Here is a 19,530-nt window from a genome sequence, read left to right on the forward strand (position 1 = left end):
AGAGGTCGGCGCAGGTTCGTCGCGCGGAGCGGGCCCGATCGCATGTCGGACCGGCGGTGCGTGAGGCGCCGCCCTCGTCCTGGATGGCGTCCCCGGTGATGCCGTGCCGCGACGAGGACCCCGAGCTGTTCTTCCCGGTGGGAAGCACCGGACCTGCGCTGGATCAGATCGATGAGGCGAAGGCCGTCTGCCGCCGCTGCCCGGTGTCCTCCGAGTGCCTGAGCTGGGCTTTGGAGAGCGGGCAGGCCTACGGGGTGTGGGGCGCGATGTCCGAGGACGAGCGGCGGGCGCTGAAGCGTCGCAACAACGGGACGAGGCGGACGGCATGAGCCTGACGGTCACCCACCGACGAACTCTCGCTCCCGGAGACGACCTGCTTGGTCTGGTAGACGCGATGGTTCGCCGTCGCGTCCCCGGCTGGGCTGAGGTGTCGTACCTGTCGCCCGACGCGGCGCTGGTGGTGGTGTCGGTGCCGCTGGACGAGCCGCACGTCGTGGCCGTCCACGCCCGGACGGATCTCGCCGTGTCGGTGACAGCGGACCGGGAGCCGTGGGAGCTGCACGAACTGCTCCGGGCACTGCGCCCCGCCGACGACGAGCCACGGGGCAGCCGTGCCTTCGACTACAAGACCTACCTGAATCTTGCCCGGAGGGCCGCATGAGCATCACCCCAGAGCAGCAGGCCGCGTTGCGCGCGCCGTTCCCGGCCGAGTGCATCGGCAAACTTCCCCGCATTACATGCCCGGCATGTCGAGACGCCCAAGGGAAGTCCTGCGGGAAACACCAGAAGTCCAAGTGCGGGGTCTGCACCCAGTGGATCACCAGCGCCCACATGCACCTCGACTTCGTAGGCCACGCCGACGCCACCGACCGACTGCTCCAGGTCGACCCCGAGTGGACGTGGGAGCCGGTGGCATTCGACCAGAAGGGCTTGCCCGCCCGTGATGAACAGGGCGGCATGTGGATTCGACTGACGGTCGCGGGGGTGACCCGACTCGGGTACGGGCACGCCGAGGGGAAGAAGGGTGGGGACGCGGTCAAGGAGATCATCGGAGACGCCATCCGCAACGCCGCGATGAGGTTCGGGGTGTCACTGGACCTGTGGCGCAAGGAAGGTGCCCCCGTGGACAGCGCACCAGCTGCCGTCGAGGCCGCTGCCCCGGTCGACGAGGCGTCGCAGTTGCGTAACGAGATCGCCGCGTTGGGCCAGAAGCGGGGTTTCACGTTGCCCCAGATCGCCGACGGGTTCTCGGGCCAGACCGGCCAGGACATCCGATCGGCGTCGGTCAAGGCTCTGCGGCAGTTCAAGACCTGGCTGACCGAGCACGTCGAGTCCGAGGAGCGTGCGGCATGAGCGCGCCCTACGAGCCGCTGTCTCCCGTCGACATCGAACGCAAGCTCCGCGCCTGCGTCAATGATCTCGCGCGGGCAGAGAGGAGCCTGCGCGTCGCGCGGGACGTCGAGACCATGGCGGAGTTGGACTACCGGTCGGTGCACCGCCGGGCGATGCTCAGCCCCGACGCCCCTCGGGTGACGCGCGGCGGGACGACCACCGCCGAGCGGGATGCGTGGGTGGACGACCGGGCATCTGAGGAGTATAGGGCGTACCGGCTGGCGCAGACCGGACGGGAGGCGGCGCAGGATCACCTGCGGACGGTGCGGGACGTCGCTGCGACGGTGCAGTCGCTTGGCGCTCTGGTTCGGCAGGCGTACGCGATGGCGGGTGCGGCATGACCGCCCGCCGTCTGACACTCACCCAGCTGCGGGCGGACACGGCGGGCGCGGTCGACATCGACACCGCCCTGCCGTCGCCGTTCGCGACGTGGCCCTGGCCGCGCTGGTCCACGTCCCGGCCGTGGGCCGTGGGCGTGGCGGGTGACGTGCCCACCGTGTACGGCACCACCGAGACGGAGTCCGCCGCAGCTGCGGCGGCCGTCCAGCTCTACATCTCGTGGCTGGCCGGGTCCGTCGTCCTGGACGACCTCGCCAAGCGCCGACTCGACCACCTCGCGCTGATCCCGGTGCTCGCCGGGCGCGACCTGGCCTGCCGGTGCGCCCTGGACGTCCCCTGCCACGGGGATGCGCTCCTCGTCCTCGCGTCCGGGGTGTCGCCGCTGGTGCTGCTGGAGGACCTGAGGGAGGTGGCGGCGTGAGCCGTTACTGCAGATCCGAAAAGCTCGCTTGGTCCACCGAGGAGCGTGCCCGCGCCGAGCTGGACGCCTGCCGCCGTCAGGCTGCTGCCGGGGATGAGCGCCGCAGGGAGTGCGCGGTCTACCAGTGCTACTGGTGCGGCTGGTGGCACCTGACCTCGCGTCCGAGGCAGGTGGCCGCGTGATCACGGTGACCGATCTGTTCTGCGGTGCGGGTGGGAGCGGGCTCGGCGCGAGCGTCGTCCCCGGAGTTGAGCTGCGGATCGCGGCCAACCACTGGCCGCTCGCGATCGAGACGCACGCCGCGAACTTCCCCGGCGTTGAGCACGACGTCGAGGTTCGCCGCTACCCGAGGACGAACATCCTGTGGGCCAGCCCGGAATGCACCGCGCACTCCCAGGCTCGAGGTGTTCCTCGTGCGCACCAGGAGCCGGACCTGTTCGGGGAGACGCTGTCCGACGAGGCGTCGCAACGTTCTCGCGCCACGATGTGGGACGTCCCGCGGTTCGCGGAGTACCACCGCTACGACGCGATCATCGTGGAGAACGTCGTCGATGCCGCGCTCTGGCCGCTGTACCCGGCGTGGCTGCACGCGATGCGGCTGCTCGGATACCGGCACCACGAGGTGTACCTCAACTCGATGCACGCCCCGTCGGTCGCTGCACCGCGGGCCCCGCAGAGCCGGGACCGGCTGTACGTCGTGCTCTGGCGGGAAGGCAACCCCGCCCCGGACCTCGAGATCCGCCCGGAGGCCTGGTGCGCGCCGTGTGATCGTCGGGTCCGGGCCGTGCAGGCGTGGAAGAAGACGGAGCGGTGGGGTCGGTATCGGGCTCAGTATGTGTACCGGTGCCCGAGGGTGGAGTGCCGGAACGGCATCGTCGAGCCGCACGTGTCTCCTGCGTCCGACGCGATCGACTGGTCCGTGCAGGGGCAGGTGATCGGCGAGCGGAATCGCCCGCTCCGCCCGGCGACGCTGGCCCGGATTCGGGCCGGGCTCGAGCGGCACGCCGGGGTGCCGACCCTCGTCCCCGCCGGGGGCACGTGGAACTCCTCCGCTAGCCCGGTGACCGCCCCGTTCCGCACTCGCACGACGCGGGAGACCGAGGGTCTGCTGGTGCCGTACTACGGGTCGTCGGAGTCGGCGGTGCCGGTGTCCCGACCGGTCGGCACGCTCACGACTCGGGATCGGTACGCCCTGGTCGAGGTCATTGATCGGTCTGTGGAGCAGTCGCGGTTCCGCATGCTCCTCAGCCCGGAGGTGCAGGCCGCGATGGCGTTCCGGCCGTCGTACCGGGTGCTGGGGACACGCCGCGAACAGATCAAACAGCTCGGCAACGGGGTCACCCCGCCTGCGGCGGAGTTCTTGATCCGCGCTGTCGTCGCGTCCCTCGGCGTGGCGTTGTGAGGCCGACCCGCCGCCCGTCCCCGATCCCGCTGCACGGCATCGCCTGCGCCGCGTGCCAGCAGCCCGCCCGCGCCATCACCACGTCCGGGCTGGTGGTGCACGTGGACCCGCGCTGCCGACCCTGCCCCGGACCCAACCCCGCCCTCCCCGCGAAGGAGACCCCGCCATGTCCGTGACCCTGCCCACGAGCGCCCTGCTGGGAATGCTGGCCGACCTGTTGCACACCTGCGACGACAACCCCGAGGTCGCGACCGGCTGCATCCTGGTGCACACCGCGCTCGCCGACGACCCGATCGACGTCGGCCGGACCACCGTGCTGTCCGGCACCTCCACGTCATCCACCACCGGTCTGATCGGCCACTGCCGTGAGGTCGCCGACGGCACGCTGGCCCCAGTCCTGCTGCCGAACGACGGCGTGTCGATGACCATCGCCGCGTTCAAGCCGCTCTTGGTCGAGGAGCGGCGCAACGAGATCACGACCTTCCTGCGTATCACCGCCGACGCGGGCCGCATCCTCATCAGCCGGGTCGACGACCCCGGTCTGTTCGAGGTCGACGAGCAGCAGAAGCAGGTGCGGTTCCCCGCCGGGAACCTCGCCAAGTTCCCGAGGAGCGTCTGGTCCGCGCTGGCAGAGGAGCACGTCGCGGGCGAGGAGGACGTCGTCGGCCCGCGGCGGGTTCTCCCGCTGGAGGCGGCGAAGGCGTTCGTCTCGGTGGCCCGCCGCCGCAAGGGGAAGTTCGAGACGTTCTCTCCGCACCCGTCGGCCCCGACCCGAGTTCAGGTCGGCCTGACCTACCAGGGCTTGATTCCCGCGCCGTCTGAGGAGGACGGCGTCACGTCGACCATCCCGACCTTCGATGTGATCCACCCACCCCTGCCGGATCAGGAGCTGACGCCGGTCCTCCGCCCGACCGGGTGACCAACGGTGGCCGCCAGCCTCGCGCTGGCGGCTCGCCGTGGCTGCCCGACAGGAGAGGGGGAGCAGGCCATGAGCAAGAAGACCGGGCCGACGAAACAGCAGGCCGACTTGGTTCTCGCACGTTCGGGGGGATTGTGCGAGAGGTGCTGCCGAGAGGGACACCAGATTCATCACCGGAGGCCCCGAGGAATGGGCGGCACATGCCGAGCAGATACCAACTATCCATCCAATCTGGTGCACCTCTGTCATTCGTGCCACGAATGGGTGGAATCGAACCGAACGCAGGCGTTGGCCGACGGGTGGTTGATCAGACAGGCCTCGCCGCTGCCGCCGTCCGACGTGCTCGTCCTACTCCGCTTCGGCTCGTCCTACCTCACTGACCAGGGAGGAATCGCTGTCGAGCACCCAGAGGACGCGGCGATCAGGTGGGCCGCCGCCGACATGTCCGGACGGGCGAGACGAGACCGAGCAGCGTGACGGACCTGACCAGCAGCGGCGAGGGAAAGAGGTGCGGAATGGGAACCAAGAATCGGCGTAGCCCATTCGGCGGCCTCGTGTCCCGTGCCACCATGGGAACGGCGCAATGCGCTAGTCGGAATGCCGAACTCGAGGGCGCGTCAGGTATGATCGAGCCACAAAAGAAAAGCGGCCCGGAGAGGTGCGTCAACACCTCATCCGGGCCTACCCCGTATCCATCCTGCGACGATGAAGGGGGTGACGTCAGTATGCCTGTGCATCAGCATACTGCACTCAGCCACCCGTCGGTACTTCCCGACACCGCCCGCCGCGCTCTCGCGTATCCGGGCCTGCACTCCGTTCGCGCCATCTGTGCGCTGCTCGTCCCCGCAGGCGAGATCGTGCCGCCCGGCGGTGGCCGATGAGTTGGATCAGGGAGGGCAACGTCCCTCGGATCATGATCCCTGCGGCGATCTTCCCGAAACTCGTCGCAGGAGTTCCCGCCGCCCGCGCCTACGCGGCTCTCGCGATGCGTGCCGACAACAAGACCGGGGTCTCCGACTCGACCACCGAGCAGATCGCCGTCGACGCCGACATGAGTCTGAGTCAGGCGAAGGCCGGCGTGAAGCGCCTCATCGACGACGGCTGGCTCACCAAGATCAGGCAGGGGAACTCGTCGCAGTCCAACCGGTACCAGCTTCACACGACCCCGGCGGACAGGTCGGAAATCCGACCGGTCGACCAGCCGGGAATCCGACCGGTCCTCACCCAAACGGAGCAGTCGGAAATCCGGCTCGGACAGGTCGGAAATCCGGCTCGGACAGGTCGGAAATCCGACCCCCCTCTTGTATTTACTCTTGGCTCTTCTCTTGGAACAGACACCCCGGCCGCTCCGCAGCCGGGTTTGTCCGACGGCCAGGCCGCACTCGACGGGATGCCGACCACCCCTCCCAAGACAAAGCCGAAGCAGGCCGCCAAGGCGCAGGTTGACCCCGAGGCGTTCGACCGCTTCTGGGCCGCCTATCCGAAGAAGGCCAAGAAGCCCCGTGCCAGGACGGCGTTCGAGAAGGCCGCCCAGTCGACCCCGGTCGAGGAGATCATCACCGCCGCCGAGGCCTACGGCGAGCACTACCGGGGCCGGGACATCACCTGGGTTCCGCACCCCTCGACATGGCTGAACGACGAGCAGTGGGCCGACGAACTCCCGCCGCACCGCCATCTCCGCGCCGTGTCCGGCGGGCACCAGCCCCACCAGGACCGCGCTCCCACCGCCGGATTCCGAGGACGGATCTGACCCATGACCACCATCGCCCGCGTCGAGGACTTCGACGCTGACCACCTCGACCCGACCCACGTTCAGAAGTCCCGAGAGAAGGCCGGGGAGCTTCTCCGGGCATCCCTGCCCGCCCGGTACCGATCGGCCACTGTGGACGAACTGAGCGCCCGGAAATGGGTCTCTGGAATCGTTGCCGAGGCCGTGGCGACCGGTCACCCCGTGCCGAAGGTCGAGTGCGCCCCGTCGCTGCTGTTCCTCGGCACCGTCGGCAGCGGCAAGACCTGGACGGCCTTCGGCATCATCCGAGCCCTCTCCGCGTCCGGGCTGCGCCTGTCCTGGGAGGCCGTGACCGCCGCCGACTTCTACGCCGCGCAACGCGGCAGCGACCACCCTGAGGCGGCCTACCAACGCTACGCCCGAACCCCGCTCCTACTCCTCGACGACCTCGGAGCCGAGAAGACCTCGGAGTGGACGGAGCAGCAGCTCTACCGCCTGATCAACCACCGGTACACGCACATGCTCCCGATGCTCATCACGACCAACCTGCCCGCCGCCGAGCTGCGCCCGAAGTTCGGCGACCGGATCGCATCCCGCATCGGGCAGATGTGCCACCAGATCGAGCTCGGCGGACACGACCGCCGCGAACCCGCCGGAGACCTGTGATGACCGAACCCGCCATCCCCGACACCCTCCCGCAGGACGAGGCCGCCGAACGGGGCGTCCTCGGCGCGATGCTCCTCGACAACCGGGTCATCGGCGCCGTCGCCAACATGATCGCTGGAGGCGACTTCTACCGGCTCGCCCACCAGGTGATCTACGAGTCGATCCGCCGCCTCGACGACCGCGGCGACCCCGCCGACCCGGTCACCGTGGCAGCCGAACTCGACGCCGTTGGGCAGCTCGCCCGCGTCGGCGACCGCCCCTACCTGGTCGGGCTCCTCGGGGACGCCCCCGTCGGCGGCTCGGCGACCTACTACGCGGCGATCGTCGCCGAGAAGGCCATGCTCCGCCGGGTGGTCGCCGCAGGCCAGCAGATCACCCAGGTCGGGATGCTCGGCGGGGACGGTGCCCCGGTCGAAGACGTCCTCGAAGCCGCGCAGCAGGCGCTGTTCGGTGTCCACGGCCAGGCCGATGACGACCTCTCCGACCTCGACGACCTCTACTCGGAAACCTCGGACTGGCTGGACGACCCCACCGAGGAACCGGGTCTGCCCACCGGGCTCGCCGACCTGGACCGGCTCCTGAGGATCACGCCGGGATCGGTGACAGTGGTCGCCGCCCGCCCCGGCGTCGGCAAGTCCGTGCTGGGTGTGCAGCTGGCCGCGCACGTCGCCGCCGCTGGGTCCCCGGCGCTGATCTGCTCGCTGGAGATGTCCAAGCGTGAGCTGATGCTGCGGATCATGGCGAGTGACGCGCGAGTGAACCTCTCGGACCTGGTCGCCAAGAAGCTGTCTGACGCCGACAGGATGAAGGTCGCGAAAGCCCAAGGCAAGGCGAAGGGCCGTCCTCTGCGGGTGACGGAGATGGTGTCTGGCGGGGTCGCGAAGATCCGTCGATACGTCGCCGACGCCGCCCGTCGCGGCGAGCCGTACAGCCTTGTGGTCGTCGACTACCTCCAGCTGATGCAGCACCACGACCCGAGGGTGTCGCAGCGGCAGCAGCAGGTGTCCGAGATGAGCCGGGCACTGAAGCTGATGGCGAAGGAGTTCGGGGTGCCCGTGGTGGTGGCCTCGCAGCTCAATCGCAACTCGGAGACTCGGCAGGACAAGAAGCCGCTCATGTCGGAGCTGCGCGAGTCCGGCGCCATCGAGCAGGACGCCGACAACGTCCTGCTGTTGCACCGTGATGACGATCTGAAGCCGGGCGAGATCGAGATCATCATTGCCAAGCAGCGGCAGGGGCCGACGGGGGTGGTGGTCGGTGCGTTCCAGGGCCACTACCAGCGCATTGTGTGCATGTCGAACCAACTGGAGCCATGATCCGGGTGTGCCCGCAGGCCGTCCTGCGGGCAACCGGGCGGCTAGTCGGCGGGGGCTCGCACGATCAGTCGGATGTTCTCCCGCGTGTAGCCGGTGATCCGGGCGATCTCCGCTTGGCGGACGCCGTCAGCGTCAGCGGCGCGGATCGCGTCGGCGAGCCGGGTTCGAGCGTTCGCGAGGACGGTTTCGGCGCGGCGGAAGGCGGTGGCGGCTTTCTTGAGGTCATCGGCGGTGTCTGTCATGACGTGATGGTCTCACAACCAGGTTGGCGAAACTGTTTTGCCAACTGGAGTCGCCAAACGACTTGACAACCACAACCGGGTAGGCCAAACTTGTTGGCATACGGAGAGAGCGACACCACGGAGGCGGAGATGAACGCAGCAGCCGCGCTGAACACGGAGCTGGACGATCTGATGAGCAACACCACCAGCCCGGTCCTGATCGCCACGCTGGCGGCACTGGACGGCTACACCGATGGCGCGGCGTGGCTCCTCCGCACCCGGATCACCACGGAGCTGGAAACGAGGTACCCGAAGGCATCGCGGGCGATGGACGCGGAGTTCGCCCGCGCCGAGCGGGAGGGCACCGTCGGCGAGTTCGACCAGTCGGCGATTCTACTGGCCGCCATCGAGCAGATCGGAGCGTGACCTGATGAACATCTACCTGATTCGACGCTCCATGGACGGCCCGTCGCCCGACGCCGCCTACGCCATGGTCATCGTCGCCCGGAACGACGCCGCAGCGCGCCGGGCCGCCGTCGGAGCCTCCCAAGGTGGAGCCGAGGCAGTGGCGTGGATGGACGCGACGACCGAGCTGATCGGCACCGCCGCAAGCACCGCGACCGACGGAACGGCGGCCCGCGTCATCCTCGACGACGCCACCGCCTGACCGACCCCCTCCCCACCTCCGTGGGGGTGCCCCGGCCGGGGCGTCCAACCTCCAAGTAAGCCGCCCCGGCCGGTCCTACACAACACCCGCCTCCGCCCCTTGCTGGGGGCAGATCGGAGCACACACATCATGCCGGCTCTGCTGGATCACTCGAACCGCATCACCCGCGACTCCTACCGCGACATCGAGATCGCCTACTCCGCCGGTCAGATCGTCGCCGTCGTCGTCCGCCACGGTGACCTCGCCGAGGTCACCCGACCCGACGGCGTGACCACCACGACGGTCGGCCAGCGCGGCCTGCTGCGCGAGCTGGACGCCGCCCACGACGCCGCTCACGGCCCGCTGTGGCCGACGGCGGAGGAGACCCGCGCCGCGTCCCTGCTCGCCGAGTCCGACGCCGTCGACGGTGTGCTCCTCGACGAGGTCCGCCGGGTCGCCACCGACCACCCGACGGGGCTGCCGTCCCTGACGGACGACCAGTTGGCCGCCCTGATCGTGTGCGTCCGCCGGGGCTCCGCCTCGCTCGCCGTCCTCGGCAGCTGACCCTCCCCGCACCTCCGCTCCCGCCCGGTGACCCCGACCTGGGCGGGAGCGGACACCAACCGTCCACAAAGGACTGTGTCGAAGGGCTGAAGATGCAGCGCGAAGAGACCTACTACCAGATCGAGATCACCAACGTCCGTCTCGGACTCGATCTCCGAACCACGTGCCACGACACCGTCGCCGAGGCGCTGGCGGAGCTAGCTACTAAGACGTGGCACCACGCGGACACGGTGGCCCGCGTGGTCCAGGTGCACGCCGTCCGAACCACCGTCGTCCTCACCGAAGCCGAAGAAGACGACGCATGGGCCGAGAATGCCCGCCGCGACCGCCAGCGCTGACGTTCCCCGTCGTCCCCGTCTCGTACGGGGTCGGTGGAGTCCGCCAGACAGGCAGACAGACGGAGGGAAGCCGCATGACCGACTCGCTCCAGTCCCGCATCAAGGCCGTCATCGTCGCGAAGAACGACGAGTTCTTGCAGGAAGAGGACTACGAGTACCGCATCGATGAGGACGCCATCGACCAGTGGGCCGACACCATCGCCGCCGCTCTTGCCCCGCGCATGTGGGCAGACGGCGAGACGGTTCCCGGCGGCCTCGTCGTGATGGAGGCAGACGGCGAGATCAACGACGACCGGATCGGGCTCGGCGATGGATCTCTGAACGAGGACGGGACGCCTATGGGGATCTCCTACTCAGGTCCCGTGTGGGAGGTGACCCTGCCGGAGATCCCCGCCGAGTACCGCGAAGACGACGAGGAAGACGAGGACGACGACTTCGACGACGAGGACTGACCCACCAGCCCCGGACGGACCCGCCCGCCCGCGCATCAGGCAGCGCACCGGGGCACCAGACACCCGCGACGAGACGAGAGGAACCCCCGTGATCGCAGTGACCAACACCAGCAGGACCACCTGTTCGTGCCCCGGCGGTGGCGACCCCGACGGCTGGATGGACCCCACCTGCCCCGTCCACGCCGCACACCACGCCCGCGCACACCGAGAGGAGCAGGGCCGATGACCCAGCCCGCCACCGAGACCAACCCGCCGACCGTGGTCTACCGGGTGACCTGCGACTCCTGCCGCACCGTGCAGGGCGTCAGGCTGCCCGCCGAGGTCCACACGATCACGGCGTATGAGTGCGCGTGCGGATGGATCGGCATGTTCCAGCCGGAGCCGACGTGATCGTCGAATACCGCGTCCTCGTGAGGCCCGCCGACGGGATCGGCGTGGAGGTGCACCCGGCCAGCACGGTCGGGCACGCCACTGCACTGCACCGGCAGGCGCCGGGATCGCGCATCGAGCAGCGGCTCGTGGAGCCGTGGCGGGACGTCACCGAGCTGCTGACCCCGGAGGACGCCCGATGAGCGACGACGAGATCGAGTCCACCGCCGAACTGCTCGCCGAGACCACCGGCCTCGACATCACCACCCTCGACCGGGCCGACGGCCTCGACCACGCGCTGATCCTCGCCGCCGAGCTGCTCGCCGAGCACCGACTCGGCGGCTACGACCGGGGCTGCGTGCAGGTAGAGCAGCACATCGACGTCCTCACCACATACCGCGAGGACGTCCTCGACGCCCGACGCAAACAAACGACGAAGGAGAGCACCTGATGGCAGGCGAAACGACGATCACCGTGGTGGGGAACCTGACCGCCGATGTCGACCTCCGATTCGTCCCGAAGGGCGACGCGGTCGCGTCGTTCACCATCGCCTCGACCCCACGCACCTTCGACAAGCAGAGCGGCGAGTGGAGGGACGGCGACGCCCTGTTCCTCCGTTGCTCACTGTGGCGGCAGCCGGGCGAGAACGCGGCCGAGTCGCTGAGCCGGGGCACCCGCGTGATCGCGGTCGGACGGCTGAGGCAGCGCAGCTACGAGAAGGACGGCGAGAAGCGGACCGTCGTCGAGCTTGAGGTCGACGAGATCGGCCCCTCGCTGCGGTACGCCACGGCCGCCGTGCGCAAGGTCGAGCGGGGAGGAGCGGCGCCGTCGCGACCCTCGCAGGCCCCCGCCGACGACCCGTGGGGCGGAGCACCTGCAGTCGGCAACCGCGAGGAGGTGCCGTTCTGATGCTGACCGCTGCGCAGCACATCCTGACCTGCCACAGCCCGACGGCCGCCGCCGCCGTGGTCGCCGAGGCCCGCCGCGTCGGCCACGCCGCGCGGAAGACCGGGGCCACCCTCGTCATCGACTCCACCGGCTCACTCGGATGGATCGCCGACCTCGCGAAGTGGGCGAGGCGGAACAACTACGCCGCCTCCGAGGAGGTGGGCTACCTCATCCACCGACTCGACCTCCCTGACCTCGAACCGAAAGGACCCGCCATGACCCCCGAGCACCTGCACGCCGTCGAGACGATCGACCTCCAGGACGCCATCGACGCCCTCGCCGCAGCCGCCGCCGCAACCGAAGGCGAAGTCGGCGAACGCCTCGCGCGTCTCCTGGTCGCCGCCCGCCAGCTCCAGCAGGACCTGAACGACCTCGTCACCGACGTCCTGAACACCTGACCAAGGGAAGGCCAAGCCGATGAGCGACACCACCTACACCGAGGCTCAGCTACGCGAGTACGCCACGTACGTGATCACCGAGCACGCCAGGGACGTCGAGTACCTGTCGATCGGCGAGATGGCGGATGGCCACCTGGGCGGGGATCTGTCCGACGAGCAGCACCGCCGGGTGTCCGAACTGATCCGGGGCGCGTCCGTGGCCGTGATCCTGCCGACTGACTGACGCCGGTGCCCTCTGTCGCCCCGGACCCCGATGCCGGGGCGGCGGTGGACACCGAGAACAGAGAGGACCTCATGATCAACGACCACGTCACCGAGTGCCCCGCCTGCCACGGCGACTATCTGATCGAGACCCACTGTGAGGACCGGGACTGCCTGGGGCTCCACTGCGGCATCTGCCGGTGGGGGTGTGACCAGTGAGCACCCAGGCAGATCAGATCGTCGCGGCCGTCGTAGCCGACACCAACGAGTACGCGTCCGACGTCGTAGACCGCGTCGACCCCGGCGCCCGATCCGTCGACTACAGCATCGTCCGGCTGGAGAACGGCCGTCCGTACTACGTCCGACGCCGCCAGGTGTGGCGCCTGACGGACGGCGCGTTGTTGGCCGCCGAGTGGACCGAGGGCCTTGGGAAGCACGCCTACGAGGACCCCTGCCCCGAGGCGTACCGGGTCGTGGCCCGCGAGGTCACCGCCGTCGAGTACGTGCGGGAGGACCCGCGTCCTGTCCTACCGGACGACGGCACGACCGTCGCCAGCCTGCGCGCCGAGATGCGCGCAGCGGGACTGTGCGACGACGTGCGGGAGGAGTCGTGACCGTCGAGGCCGACCTCGCTACCGCACTGCGCCTGCTCGACGACCTCACCGACCCCGACCCGTGCTGGTACGACCACCACGGCGGATGCCAGGCCCACGGCGTGCCCGACGCGGGGGGCAGCTGCCCGAACTCTGAGGCGGCCGAGCTGCTCGCCCGGCTGTCCGGCGGACCCCGGACGGTGGCGCTCCGCGAACTCGCCACCGACCTGATCCTGTCGTCCGCCCGAGACAACGACGACCCCGACGCGATCGCCGAGGGCGCCGGCGACACCGACCTCGGCGATCTGACACTCGCCGAGGTGGAGCAGGTGGCCCGCATGATCGCGCAGGCCACGATCACCGTCGAGATCCCGACGACCTTGGAGGACGAGTGACCCAGCCGAAGAAGATCCGCAGCCGCGAAGAGCTGTACCGCCGGGTGCTGTCCACCGACCCGCAGGACGTCGCTGACCGCGAGGCGATGCCACTCGTAGCGCAGATCTACGCCTCGATGCTTGTCGCCGTCGAGCTGCAACTCGTCGCCACGCTCGCCGGGAGGCCCGGCCGCGAGTTGGAGATCACTCGCGTGCGCCGTGCGATCGGCGGCGGACATGGCTGACCCCGTGCAGACCCACGACGAGATGAAGAAGAAGTACACCCCGATCGGAGTCGGGAAGTGAACGATTCGGTGTTCGTGGCCGGCCATCCCGCCCCGCAGGGTTCGAAACGCCACGTCGGACGGGGAATCCTCGTGGAGTCCTCGAAAGCGGTGAAGCCATGGCGGGAATCCATTCGGTGGGCGGCCTCGGGAATGACCCGGCACGGCGCAGGAGAACCCGTTGCCGTCGACCTGGAATTCGTGATGCCCCGGCCGACGAGCACGCCGAAGCGGCGGACACCGCCCGCAGTTAAGCGTCCTGACCTCGATAAACTCGTCCGCGCCGTGTTCGACGCGCTCACCTCGGCGGGCACTATCGCGGACGATTCGCAGGCAACGGAACTGCGCGCGCGGAAACGGCTCGCGGAACTCGACGAGATCCCCGGAGTGCATATCCGGGTCATGTCGGCGAATGCGAATGCCGAACTCGAAATGGTAGAATCGGCCCAGTGAAATAGGCGTCGGGCGGGTGTCCGAATCACCCGCCCGACCGTCGGATAACACCTAGGAGGAATCCGACATGGAGAATCGTAACAGTCTCACGATCAGCAAGGATCACCTGCGCATCCTCGATGTGGATGCGAAGGAGGCCACGTCATGAGCACCCACACCGAGGGGGAGATCCTGGCGTGGGTCGAGGCCGGACTGCTGACCTGCGACGCCGACGACGTGTGGTGGGCGCGGCAGCCGGTCGGCCCGGTCCTCCTTGACCCGCAGGGGCAGGCCTCCGCCTCATACCTCCTCTGGGAGGGACGCATCGTCTCCCCGCGTGGCGGACCGTGCGAGCTGACCCAGATCGGCCGCGACCTGCTGGCCGTGTACCGAGACCAGGCCCTCCGGGAGGACGTCGACGCGCCCGGCCCCTTCGCGCCGGGCGACACGGTCTCGCACCTGGACCGCGCCACCGGCCTCACCCGCCGGGGCACCGTGATCACCGTGGGAGCGGAGGACGCACTGGTGCGGTTCGCCGCCGACGAGTTCGAGTTGATCCGCCACTCCGACCTCATCGTCCTGCACGCCCCTGCCTGACCCGCCGGCCGACGCCGGACCACCCGGCGTCGGCCCTTCACCCCTGGAGGGGACATGAGCACCGACACCCCGCACTACGCCTACATCCAGGCGTGCGCGTCCGCCCTCACCGCCGCCGGAATGCCGGTCGAGACCTGGTACGCCGACGAGGGCGACCTCCTCGACGCTGGCATCACACTGGATTCCGGGCGTTGCCTGGCGTGGTCCGAGGAACGCGCCTGGTACGCACTCACCTCGGACGGCGGCAACGTCATCGACTCGTTGGGAGCGTTCGCCCCGCCTCCCGCCGGTGTCGCCGCCTGGGCTGCCGCGATCCCGGCGAGGCCCAGGGTCATCGAGGCCCCCCGGTTCCGCAGCGCCGAGGACGAGGACGACGCCCTCCGCGCCGAAATCCTCGCCGACCTCGCCGAGTATCGAGGGGAGACCTCCGATGCCTGACCCCATCGCCCAGATCCGCGCGATCCTCGCCGAGCACGGCGTCGACCTGTCGAAGATCGTGATCGGCCGATCCGACATCGACGGCGAGGCGGTCGTCTACACCGGGCGCACCGAGACGGAGTCGATCGAGGCGAACTACCGACCGCTCGGCGACGTCCTGCGCGACCTCGTCGCCATCCACCAGGGAGAGCCGACCGATGACGAGTGACCCCGACACGTCTCCCTCCCCGGTACGCTTGCCCGAGCCGTGCTGGTGGGTTGACTACGGCGATGCCTGGGAGGACCCGCACTGCCTGACCCGCGCCGACGCCGTGCGGGTGATCAACCCCGGCCGGGGACACGGCATCGTCCGACAGGAGGCGCTGCCCTGTTGGCAGGTCACCTGCCACACCTGCGGCGAGCAGCAGCACGCCGCCGCCCTCGACGGCGAGTGCGGCTGGGAGTGCGGCGGCCCGCTCCTCGACCCCGGTGACGTCCCGCCGCCCCGCCACCCGGATCAGTCCGCGCTGTTCGAGGCGATGCCCACTGATGACCTCGGCATCCCCGGCGGCATGGTCGTCATGACGGAGGTGTGTGATGGCTGACTTCCCAATGCGCCCTCAGAATGTCGCCGTCCACCCTGTACCGGACGAGCAGCGTTCCCGCGCCCGCTTGGCCGTGGCCGCCGCCGCGACGGACGCGGCCGACTGCCGGGTGCTGCTGGACTGCCTCGGGCTGCTGCCCGACACCGCGGAGAGGCGGGCATCGTGAGCCGCCCGCCGATCCGCGTCACGATGACCGCGGTGGTCGACGTCCCCGAGGGGGACTATGCCCACACCGATGTGGACGACGTCGTGGCGGTGGCGGTGAACGTGTCCGCAGGTCGGGCGCATGACATCGTCCGCGCCGTCGAGACCCTGTCGGACGGATCACGCCGGATCACGGTCACCGCCCGTCTCGGGGAGTACCGGCCGCTCTGGGAGCCAGAGGAAACGACTGGGCCCGCCCCGGAGCCGGTCCCGCTCGCCCAGCTGTTCGGACCCGAGGAGTCGTCGTGACCGAGCAGACCACCAACCTCCTCCGGCGGGCCGCCGCCCGGCTGGACAGCCTGACCGACGTCCCGCCCACCCCCGCCCTGGGGGTCGCGTGGGTCCTCGGCCTCGCCCCGTCGGCCGCCGCCCCGCTCGCCGCACTCCTGCGGGCGGAGGCGGATCGTCTCGACGTCGAGGCCGCGCCGACACGACAGGCCTACCGGGAGTCCCTGCCGGGCACGGACCTGGCCCAGATCATCCTCGGGGAGGCGTCGTGATCGCCGACCGAACCGCCATGGCCGTGGCCCTCCTGTCGCTCGCTTCCCTCTGGGCTGGTGCCCCGTGGTGGGTGCAGACCGCATCGGCGGCGGTGTGCGTCGCCATTGCTGTCCCCGTTATCCGAGGAGACCTGCCGTGACGAACATCCCGACGATCGCCCCGAGCTGGCCGACCCCGATTCGCCGGGGACGAGGCCGCAAAGCCCGCGACCAGGCGATGGCGGAATCCGGCCGCTGGCTGGCCGCCCTGATCGCGGACAGCCGGGGGAAGCAGAAGGAGAAGGAGAAGCAGGGATGATCGACATCGTTGCGGCGATCGATGGCGCGCTGGCTGACGAGCGGGCCGCCGAGCTCCAGCTCGACCAATGCGCCACCTGCTCCCGCCGCCTGCGGGGCGACGCCTCCTACTACTGGTGCTCGGACACCTGCCAGGAGAGGTGGCACGCCGCCCGGTCGGAAGGCGAGGCCGAGGGTGGAGGGCTCGGCGGCGAGCTGCGGGACTGGCTGTCAGCCCGGCGGGCGGGCCGCCCGCCGGACCCCGATCCCATGCCCGACTACCGGCCCCGGTGGATGGGCGCGGCCGTCAACATGGCCTGGGTGGACGAGATGCCCATCTGGCAGGCACCCCGACGGATCGACTACCTCGTCACCGAACGGGGCGCCCACCGGCGTCGGTGGTCGGAGCCGCTCGCAGCAGCTCCGACCTCGTGGCGAATCGACGAGCTCCGCAGGTTCGTCGACCGCGCCGAGCTCACCCCCGTCGAGTTGGCAAGGACACGCGCCGCGATCCAACGGCTCACCCCAACCCCGGTGGACAACGGCTGGACAGCCGGGGATGAGATCGTCATCGCGCCGAACCCGGACGACCATGTCCTGGCCGAGACCTGGAACAGGTTGTACGACAGCCTGGTCTACCTAGCCGAATTCAACGGTCTTTCCCTGGTCAGGGTGACGAGCTACGAACAGCTCAGCGTGCCGCAAGGAACGCAGGTAAAGATGTCCGCGCTCCTAGGAACAGGACATAACCGTCCGTTCGGGTTCACCGGTGACACACGCCCTCGACACTGAGTTCATGACGAATGATCAGGAACTCGCCTACTACCGGTTGGCTCTCCTCAAGGCGTCCGACCGCCGGGACGACAAGGAACAGAGCAGGTTCAGACGGACCCACGGTGGAGTCATCCACCGGCTCCTCGATGAACATCGGCCCGACGGCGAACAGTGCGCCGCACCGGGCTGCGACACCGCCTGGCCCTGCGGAACCGTCCTAGGAGCACAGACCGACCTCGGCGGCATCCGCCCCTACGGAAGCTGACCCCCCTGCCGCCCCGGTGCTCCCACAGACCGGGGCGGCAGCGCAGGGGACACTGATACGCGACAACCCCGCCAAGGAGAGCGCCATGAACGGACAGGAATTCTTCGACAACCTCGAGCAGACCTTCCGCGACCACGATCGGCAGCGGCGTGCCGAGATCCGCAAAGCCCGCCGTGCCGCCGCACCCGCCGCCGAGGAGACGGACGCTGAGCAACCCGACCCGCGCAAGGACGTCCCGCCCGCCGACTAGATGTGGTGCCCTCGTGCCCGTGCCGCCCCCTCATCTGGTGGCGACACGGGCACATACACGAGCGCGCCTCGCGTGCAATCACCCGAACGGGCGCTACGCTGATCCGGTCGCCGCGCCTGGGAGGTCCACAGTGAACACCTGCTCTGCCTGCGAAGCCCCCACTGACATCGCCCTGTGCCCGCGCTGCGTCGCCCGCCTGACGCGCGCCCTCGGGCAGGTGCCGGAGCTGGACCGCGAGCTGGAGATCACCATCACCCGGCAGGCCGCGCAGAGGCCGGTCTCAGGTGGACGGTCAGCGGAGACGGTCGTGTCGTTCCACGAGGACGCCAGCGCGATCAAGCGGACGCTGCTCGCCGCCCTCGCCCGAGCGGTCCGAGCTGTCCACCAGCCCGACCCCGGCACGCATGTGTTCCTCCCCGCGGGCGTTCACCACACCCTCACCGGCCTCTCGACGTGGCTGTCCACCCGACCCCGCCCAACGTGGCTCGCGACCCACGAGGACGCTGCCGCCTTCGCCGAGGACATCCACGACGCCGTGTCCGCCGCGTGGCGAATCATCGACCGGGGCCCCGACCGGCGCTGGATCGGCCCCTGCGACACCGGGGACTGCCGCGCCGACGTCCGCGCCATCGAAGGACGGACAACCGCGACGTGCCGGGAGTGCGGAGCCGAACACGACGTCGAACAGCGTCTCGCTTGGATGGTCGAGTCAGTGCGCGGCCTCACCGGGGGAGCAGCGGAGATCACCGCCACCCTCCGCGCCGTCGGCGTCGACATCCCGGCGACGCGCATACGCACGTGGGCGTCCCGAAGGCGGCTCGCCGCCGTCTCGCCCGGCGTATACCGGGTCGCGGACGTGCTAGACCTCAATCGACCTGCGGAAATAGCCGCATAGTGTCCACTTGCGCCGAAGGGCTTGACACACTAGTCTGATTATGTTGCGCAATCGGTGTATCTACCCGATGCCACGCGAACCCCGCCGAGTGCGGGGTTTCGTCGTCTACAGCCCCGCCTTCCTTGCGCCCCGTGAGCACGCCACTGGCCTGCCGGGGATCTGGCCACCCTCTGGCGGGGATGGACGGCCGGTCCCGGTCTGGCGGCACGGGACCGGTCAACCCCCGCCGCCGCTGAGGAGCGAACGTGATTCCTGACGACCTTCCCCGCCGCTTCCGTCTGATCCGCGCGGTCGACGTCACCGGCCCGTCCGGCACCGGCCACGTCGCAGACGGCGTGCTCTGGCCCGACGACACCGCCACCGTCCACTGGCGCGGCGAGCGCGTCTCGAACGTCCACTGGACTGGCGGCCTGGCCGATGTCGAGGCCGTCCACGGACACGGCGGACTGACGACCGTCGAGTGGATCGACTGAGGAGCCTGCCGTGCGCTATCGGAAGATGATCGTCACCCACATCGACGGCACTGAGACCCGACACGGCGGCACCCACCATGACGTAACGGACGACGTGCTTCGGGTGTGGACGCGCTCGGATTACGGCGGCGAGCGGCAGAACATGACCTCATATCCGCTGGTCAACGTCAGATCGTTCCGCAACCGCGAGGACGGCGAGCCCGAATGTCACGCTGAGTAGATCAGACCACCGGGCTGGTACTCGCACTAGCAAATAATGCGATACAGGGA

At 69.6% G+C, this 19,530-nt stretch carries 43 protein-coding genes; 42 read left to right on the plus strand and 1 reads right to left on the minus strand.

The window, feature by feature from the left end:
* Positions 1 to 83: 83 nt before the first annotated feature.
* The 11 genes from UA75_RS14485 to UA75_RS14535 all read left to right on the plus strand — a co-directional run bounded on the left by UA75_RS14485 (position 84) and on the right by UA75_RS14535 (position 8,184).
* The gene (locus UA75_RS14485) at positions 84 to 329 is read left to right on the plus strand and encodes a WhiB family transcriptional regulator (protein WP_075743815.1); all 246 of its coding nucleotides are present in this window, start codon (positions 84 to 86) and stop codon (positions 327 to 329) included.
* Positions 326 to 661: a hypothetical protein gene (locus UA75_RS14490; protein ID WP_157434177.1), complete on the plus strand. Its 336-nt coding sequence runs from the start codon at positions 326 to 328 to the stop codon at positions 659 to 661. The genes UA75_RS14485 and UA75_RS14490 overlap by 4 nt, the downstream gene beginning before the upstream one ends.
* Positions 658 to 1,353 (plus strand): hypothetical protein, encoded by a 696-nt coding sequence (locus UA75_RS33860; protein WP_198044262.1) that lies wholly within the window; start codon positions 658 to 660, stop codon positions 1,351 to 1,353. The genes UA75_RS14490 and UA75_RS33860 overlap by 4 nt, the downstream gene beginning before the upstream one ends.
* On the plus strand, positions 1,350 to 1,733 hold the full coding sequence (locus tag UA75_RS14500) for a hypothetical protein (protein WP_075740691.1): 384 nt from the start codon (positions 1,350 to 1,352) through the stop codon (positions 1,731 to 1,733). The genes UA75_RS33860 and UA75_RS14500 overlap by 4 nt, the downstream gene beginning before the upstream one ends.
* Complete coding sequence (locus tag UA75_RS14505; RefSeq protein ID WP_075740692.1) at positions 1,730 to 2,152, plus strand: DUF4326 domain-containing protein; 423 nt, start codon at positions 1,730 to 1,732, stop codon at positions 2,150 to 2,152. The genes UA75_RS14500 and UA75_RS14505 overlap by 4 nt, the downstream gene beginning before the upstream one ends.
* A 178-nt stretch (positions 2,153 to 2,330) precedes the next feature.
* The gene (locus UA75_RS14510) at positions 2,331 to 3,554 is read left to right on the plus strand and encodes a DNA cytosine methyltransferase (RefSeq protein ID WP_075743816.1); all 1,224 of its coding nucleotides are present in this window, start codon (positions 2,331 to 2,333) and stop codon (positions 3,552 to 3,554) included.
* Between the two features lie 166 nt (positions 3,555 to 3,720).
* Positions 3,721 to 4,473, plus strand: a complete 753-nt coding sequence (locus UA75_RS14515) for a hypothetical protein (protein ID WP_075740693.1) — start codon at positions 3,721 to 3,723, stop codon at positions 4,471 to 4,473.
* A gap of 264 nt (positions 4,474 to 4,737) precedes the next feature.
* Positions 4,738 to 4,950, plus strand: a complete 213-nt coding sequence (locus tag UA75_RS32845) for a hypothetical protein (protein ID WP_157434178.1) — start codon at positions 4,738 to 4,740, stop codon at positions 4,948 to 4,950.
* Positions 4,951 to 5,350: 400 nt separating this feature from the next.
* A complete protein-coding gene (locus UA75_RS14525; protein ID WP_075740695.1) occupies positions 5,351 to 6,223 on the plus strand; it encodes a hypothetical protein in 873 nt (290 codons plus the stop codon).
* Positions 6,224 to 6,226: 3 nt separating this feature from the next.
* Entirely contained in the window at positions 6,227 to 6,868 is a 642-nt protein-coding gene (locus UA75_RS14530; protein ID WP_075740696.1) for an ATP-binding protein, read from the plus strand.
* A complete protein-coding gene (locus tag UA75_RS14535; RefSeq protein ID WP_075740697.1) occupies positions 6,868 to 8,184 on the plus strand; it encodes a replicative DNA helicase in 1,317 nt (438 codons plus the stop codon). The genes UA75_RS14530 and UA75_RS14535 overlap by 1 nt, the downstream gene beginning before the upstream one ends.
* 41 nt (positions 8,185 to 8,225) lie before the next feature.
* Here UA75_RS14535 and UA75_RS14540 read toward each other — a convergent pair whose 3' ends face one another.
* The gene (locus UA75_RS14540) at positions 8,226 to 8,426 is read right to left on the minus strand and encodes a hypothetical protein (protein ID WP_075740698.1); all 201 of its coding nucleotides are present in this window, start codon (positions 8,424 to 8,426) and stop codon (positions 8,226 to 8,228) included.
* A gap of 129 nt (positions 8,427 to 8,555) precedes the next feature.
* On the opposite strand from UA75_RS14540, the gene UA75_RS14545 reads away from it, so the two are divergent.
* The 31 genes from UA75_RS14545 (at position 8,556) to UA75_RS14670 (ending at position 19,480) form a co-directional block, all read left to right on the plus strand.
* A complete protein-coding gene (locus tag UA75_RS14545; RefSeq protein WP_157434179.1) occupies positions 8,556 to 8,831 on the plus strand; it encodes a hypothetical protein in 276 nt (91 codons plus the stop codon).
* Positions 8,832 to 8,835: 4 nt separating this feature from the next.
* On the plus strand, positions 8,836 to 9,072 hold the full coding sequence (locus UA75_RS14550; protein ID WP_075740700.1) for a hypothetical protein: 237 nt from the start codon (positions 8,836 to 8,838) through the stop codon (positions 9,070 to 9,072).
* Between the two features lie 129 nt (positions 9,073 to 9,201).
* The gene (locus tag UA75_RS14555; RefSeq protein WP_075740701.1) at positions 9,202 to 9,615 is read left to right on the plus strand and encodes a hypothetical protein; all 414 of its coding nucleotides are present in this window, start codon (positions 9,202 to 9,204) and stop codon (positions 9,613 to 9,615) included.
* Positions 9,616 to 9,707: 92 nt separating this feature from the next.
* A complete protein-coding gene (locus UA75_RS14560; RefSeq protein ID WP_075740702.1) occupies positions 9,708 to 9,953 on the plus strand; it encodes a hypothetical protein in 246 nt (81 codons plus the stop codon).
* A 74-nt stretch (positions 9,954 to 10,027) separates the two neighbouring features.
* The gene (locus UA75_RS14565) at positions 10,028 to 10,405 is read left to right on the plus strand and encodes a hypothetical protein (protein WP_075740703.1); all 378 of its coding nucleotides are present in this window, start codon (positions 10,028 to 10,030) and stop codon (positions 10,403 to 10,405) included.
* 88 nt (positions 10,406 to 10,493) lie between these two features.
* Positions 10,494 to 10,631: a hypothetical protein gene (locus UA75_RS32850; protein ID WP_157434180.1), complete on the plus strand. Its 138-nt coding sequence runs from the start codon at positions 10,494 to 10,496 to the stop codon at positions 10,629 to 10,631.
* Positions 10,628 to 10,795, plus strand: coding sequence for a hypothetical protein (locus UA75_RS32855; protein ID WP_157434181.1), 168 nt, complete (start codon positions 10,628 to 10,630; stop codon positions 10,793 to 10,795). The genes UA75_RS32850 and UA75_RS32855 overlap by 4 nt, the downstream gene beginning before the upstream one ends.
* On the plus strand, positions 10,792 to 10,977 hold the full coding sequence (locus UA75_RS14570; protein ID WP_075740704.1) for a hypothetical protein: 186 nt from the start codon (positions 10,792 to 10,794) through the stop codon (positions 10,975 to 10,977). The genes UA75_RS32855 and UA75_RS14570 overlap by 4 nt, the downstream gene beginning before the upstream one ends.
* A complete protein-coding gene (locus UA75_RS14575; protein ID WP_075740705.1) occupies positions 10,974 to 11,225 on the plus strand; it encodes a hypothetical protein in 252 nt (83 codons plus the stop codon). The genes UA75_RS14570 and UA75_RS14575 overlap by 4 nt, the downstream gene beginning before the upstream one ends.
* Complete coding sequence (locus UA75_RS14580) at positions 11,225 to 11,683, plus strand: single-stranded DNA-binding protein (protein WP_075740706.1); 459 nt, start codon at positions 11,225 to 11,227, stop codon at positions 11,681 to 11,683. The genes UA75_RS14575 and UA75_RS14580 overlap by 1 nt, the downstream gene beginning before the upstream one ends.
* Positions 11,683 to 12,120, plus strand: coding sequence for a hypothetical protein (locus tag UA75_RS14585; RefSeq protein WP_075740707.1), 438 nt, complete (start codon positions 11,683 to 11,685; stop codon positions 12,118 to 12,120). Before UA75_RS14580 ends, UA75_RS14585 begins: the two co-directional genes overlap by 1 nt.
* A 19-nt stretch (positions 12,121 to 12,139) precedes the next feature.
* Entirely contained in the window at positions 12,140 to 12,343 is a 204-nt protein-coding gene (locus UA75_RS14590; protein ID WP_075740708.1) for a hypothetical protein, read from the plus strand.
* Between the two features lie 5 nt (positions 12,344 to 12,348).
* A complete protein-coding gene (locus tag UA75_RS14595) occupies positions 12,349 to 12,540 on the plus strand; it encodes a hypothetical protein (protein ID WP_075740709.1) in 192 nt (63 codons plus the stop codon).
* Entirely contained in the window at positions 12,537 to 12,935 is a 399-nt protein-coding gene (locus UA75_RS14600) for a hypothetical protein (RefSeq protein WP_075740710.1), read from the plus strand. Before UA75_RS14595 ends, UA75_RS14600 begins: the two co-directional genes overlap by 4 nt.
* Positions 12,932 to 13,309, plus strand: coding sequence for a hypothetical protein (locus UA75_RS14605; RefSeq protein ID WP_075740711.1), 378 nt, complete (start codon positions 12,932 to 12,934; stop codon positions 13,307 to 13,309). The genes UA75_RS14600 and UA75_RS14605 overlap by 4 nt, the downstream gene beginning before the upstream one ends.
* A complete protein-coding gene (locus tag UA75_RS14610; RefSeq protein ID WP_075740712.1) occupies positions 13,306 to 13,533 on the plus strand; it encodes a hypothetical protein in 228 nt (75 codons plus the stop codon). Before UA75_RS14605 ends, UA75_RS14610 begins: the two co-directional genes overlap by 4 nt.
* Before the next feature lie 57 nt (positions 13,534 to 13,590).
* A complete protein-coding gene (locus tag UA75_RS14615) occupies positions 13,591 to 14,025 on the plus strand; it encodes a RusA family crossover junction endodeoxyribonuclease (RefSeq protein WP_075740713.1) in 435 nt (144 codons plus the stop codon).
* Between the two features lie 144 nt (positions 14,026 to 14,169).
* On the plus strand, positions 14,170 to 14,601 hold the full coding sequence (locus UA75_RS14620; protein ID WP_075740714.1) for a hypothetical protein: 432 nt from the start codon (positions 14,170 to 14,172) through the stop codon (positions 14,599 to 14,601).
* 54 nt (positions 14,602 to 14,655) lie between these two features.
* Positions 14,656 to 15,039, plus strand: coding sequence for a DUF6292 family protein (locus UA75_RS14625; RefSeq protein WP_075740715.1), 384 nt, complete (start codon positions 14,656 to 14,658; stop codon positions 15,037 to 15,039).
* A complete protein-coding gene (locus UA75_RS14630) occupies positions 15,032 to 15,247 on the plus strand; it encodes a hypothetical protein (RefSeq protein WP_075740716.1) in 216 nt (71 codons plus the stop codon). The genes UA75_RS14625 and UA75_RS14630 overlap by 8 nt, the downstream gene beginning before the upstream one ends.
* Positions 15,237 to 15,623 carry a hypothetical protein gene (locus UA75_RS14635; protein WP_157434182.1) on the plus strand — a complete coding sequence of 129 codons (387 nt, stop codon included), beginning with the start codon at positions 15,237 to 15,239 and terminating at the stop codon, positions 15,621 to 15,623. Before UA75_RS14630 ends, UA75_RS14635 begins: the two co-directional genes overlap by 11 nt.
* Positions 15,616 to 15,789 (plus strand): hypothetical protein, encoded by a 174-nt coding sequence (locus tag UA75_RS33865; protein WP_198044296.1) that lies wholly within the window; start codon positions 15,616 to 15,618, stop codon positions 15,787 to 15,789. The genes UA75_RS14635 and UA75_RS33865 overlap by 8 nt, the downstream gene beginning before the upstream one ends.
* Entirely contained in the window at positions 15,786 to 16,076 is a 291-nt protein-coding gene (locus UA75_RS14640; protein WP_075740718.1) for a hypothetical protein, read from the plus strand. The genes UA75_RS33865 and UA75_RS14640 overlap by 4 nt, the downstream gene beginning before the upstream one ends.
* Positions 16,073 to 16,327 carry a hypothetical protein gene (locus UA75_RS14645; RefSeq protein WP_075740719.1) on the plus strand — a complete coding sequence of 85 codons (255 nt, stop codon included), beginning with the start codon at positions 16,073 to 16,075 and terminating at the stop codon, positions 16,325 to 16,327. Before UA75_RS14640 ends, UA75_RS14645 begins: the two co-directional genes overlap by 4 nt.
* 136 nt (positions 16,328 to 16,463) lie before the next feature.
* Positions 16,464 to 16,625, plus strand: a complete 162-nt coding sequence (locus UA75_RS32860) for a hypothetical protein (RefSeq protein WP_157434183.1) — start codon at positions 16,464 to 16,466, stop codon at positions 16,623 to 16,625.
* Positions 16,622 to 17,395, plus strand: a complete 774-nt coding sequence (locus tag UA75_RS14650) for a hypothetical protein (RefSeq protein ID WP_075740720.1) — start codon at positions 16,622 to 16,624, stop codon at positions 17,393 to 17,395. Before UA75_RS32860 ends, UA75_RS14650 begins: the two co-directional genes overlap by 4 nt.
* A gap of 4 nt (positions 17,396 to 17,399) precedes the next feature.
* On the plus strand, positions 17,400 to 17,642 hold the full coding sequence (locus UA75_RS14655; RefSeq protein ID WP_075740721.1) for a hypothetical protein: 243 nt from the start codon (positions 17,400 to 17,402) through the stop codon (positions 17,640 to 17,642).
* A gap of 85 nt (positions 17,643 to 17,727) precedes the next feature.
* The gene (locus UA75_RS32865) at positions 17,728 to 17,892 is read left to right on the plus strand and encodes a hypothetical protein (RefSeq protein WP_157434184.1); all 165 of its coding nucleotides are present in this window, start codon (positions 17,728 to 17,730) and stop codon (positions 17,890 to 17,892) included.
* A gap of 130 nt (positions 17,893 to 18,022) precedes the next feature.
* Positions 18,023 to 18,787: a hypothetical protein gene (locus tag UA75_RS14660; RefSeq protein WP_075740722.1), complete on the plus strand. Its 765-nt coding sequence runs from the start codon at positions 18,023 to 18,025 to the stop codon at positions 18,785 to 18,787.
* A 245-nt stretch (positions 18,788 to 19,032) separates the two neighbouring features.
* Positions 19,033 to 19,260, plus strand: coding sequence for a hypothetical protein (locus UA75_RS14665; RefSeq protein WP_198044263.1), 228 nt, complete (start codon positions 19,033 to 19,035; stop codon positions 19,258 to 19,260).
* 10 nt (positions 19,261 to 19,270) lie between these two features.
* Complete coding sequence (locus UA75_RS14670) at positions 19,271 to 19,480, plus strand: hypothetical protein (RefSeq protein WP_075740723.1); 210 nt, start codon at positions 19,271 to 19,273, stop codon at positions 19,478 to 19,480.
* Positions 19,481 to 19,530: the final 50 nt, after the last annotated feature.

Source organism: Actinoalloteichus sp. GBA129-24, from assembly GCF_001941645.1.
GTDB lineage: Bacteria > Actinomycetota > Actinomycetes > Mycobacteriales > Pseudonocardiaceae > Actinoalloteichus_A > Actinoalloteichus_A fjordicus.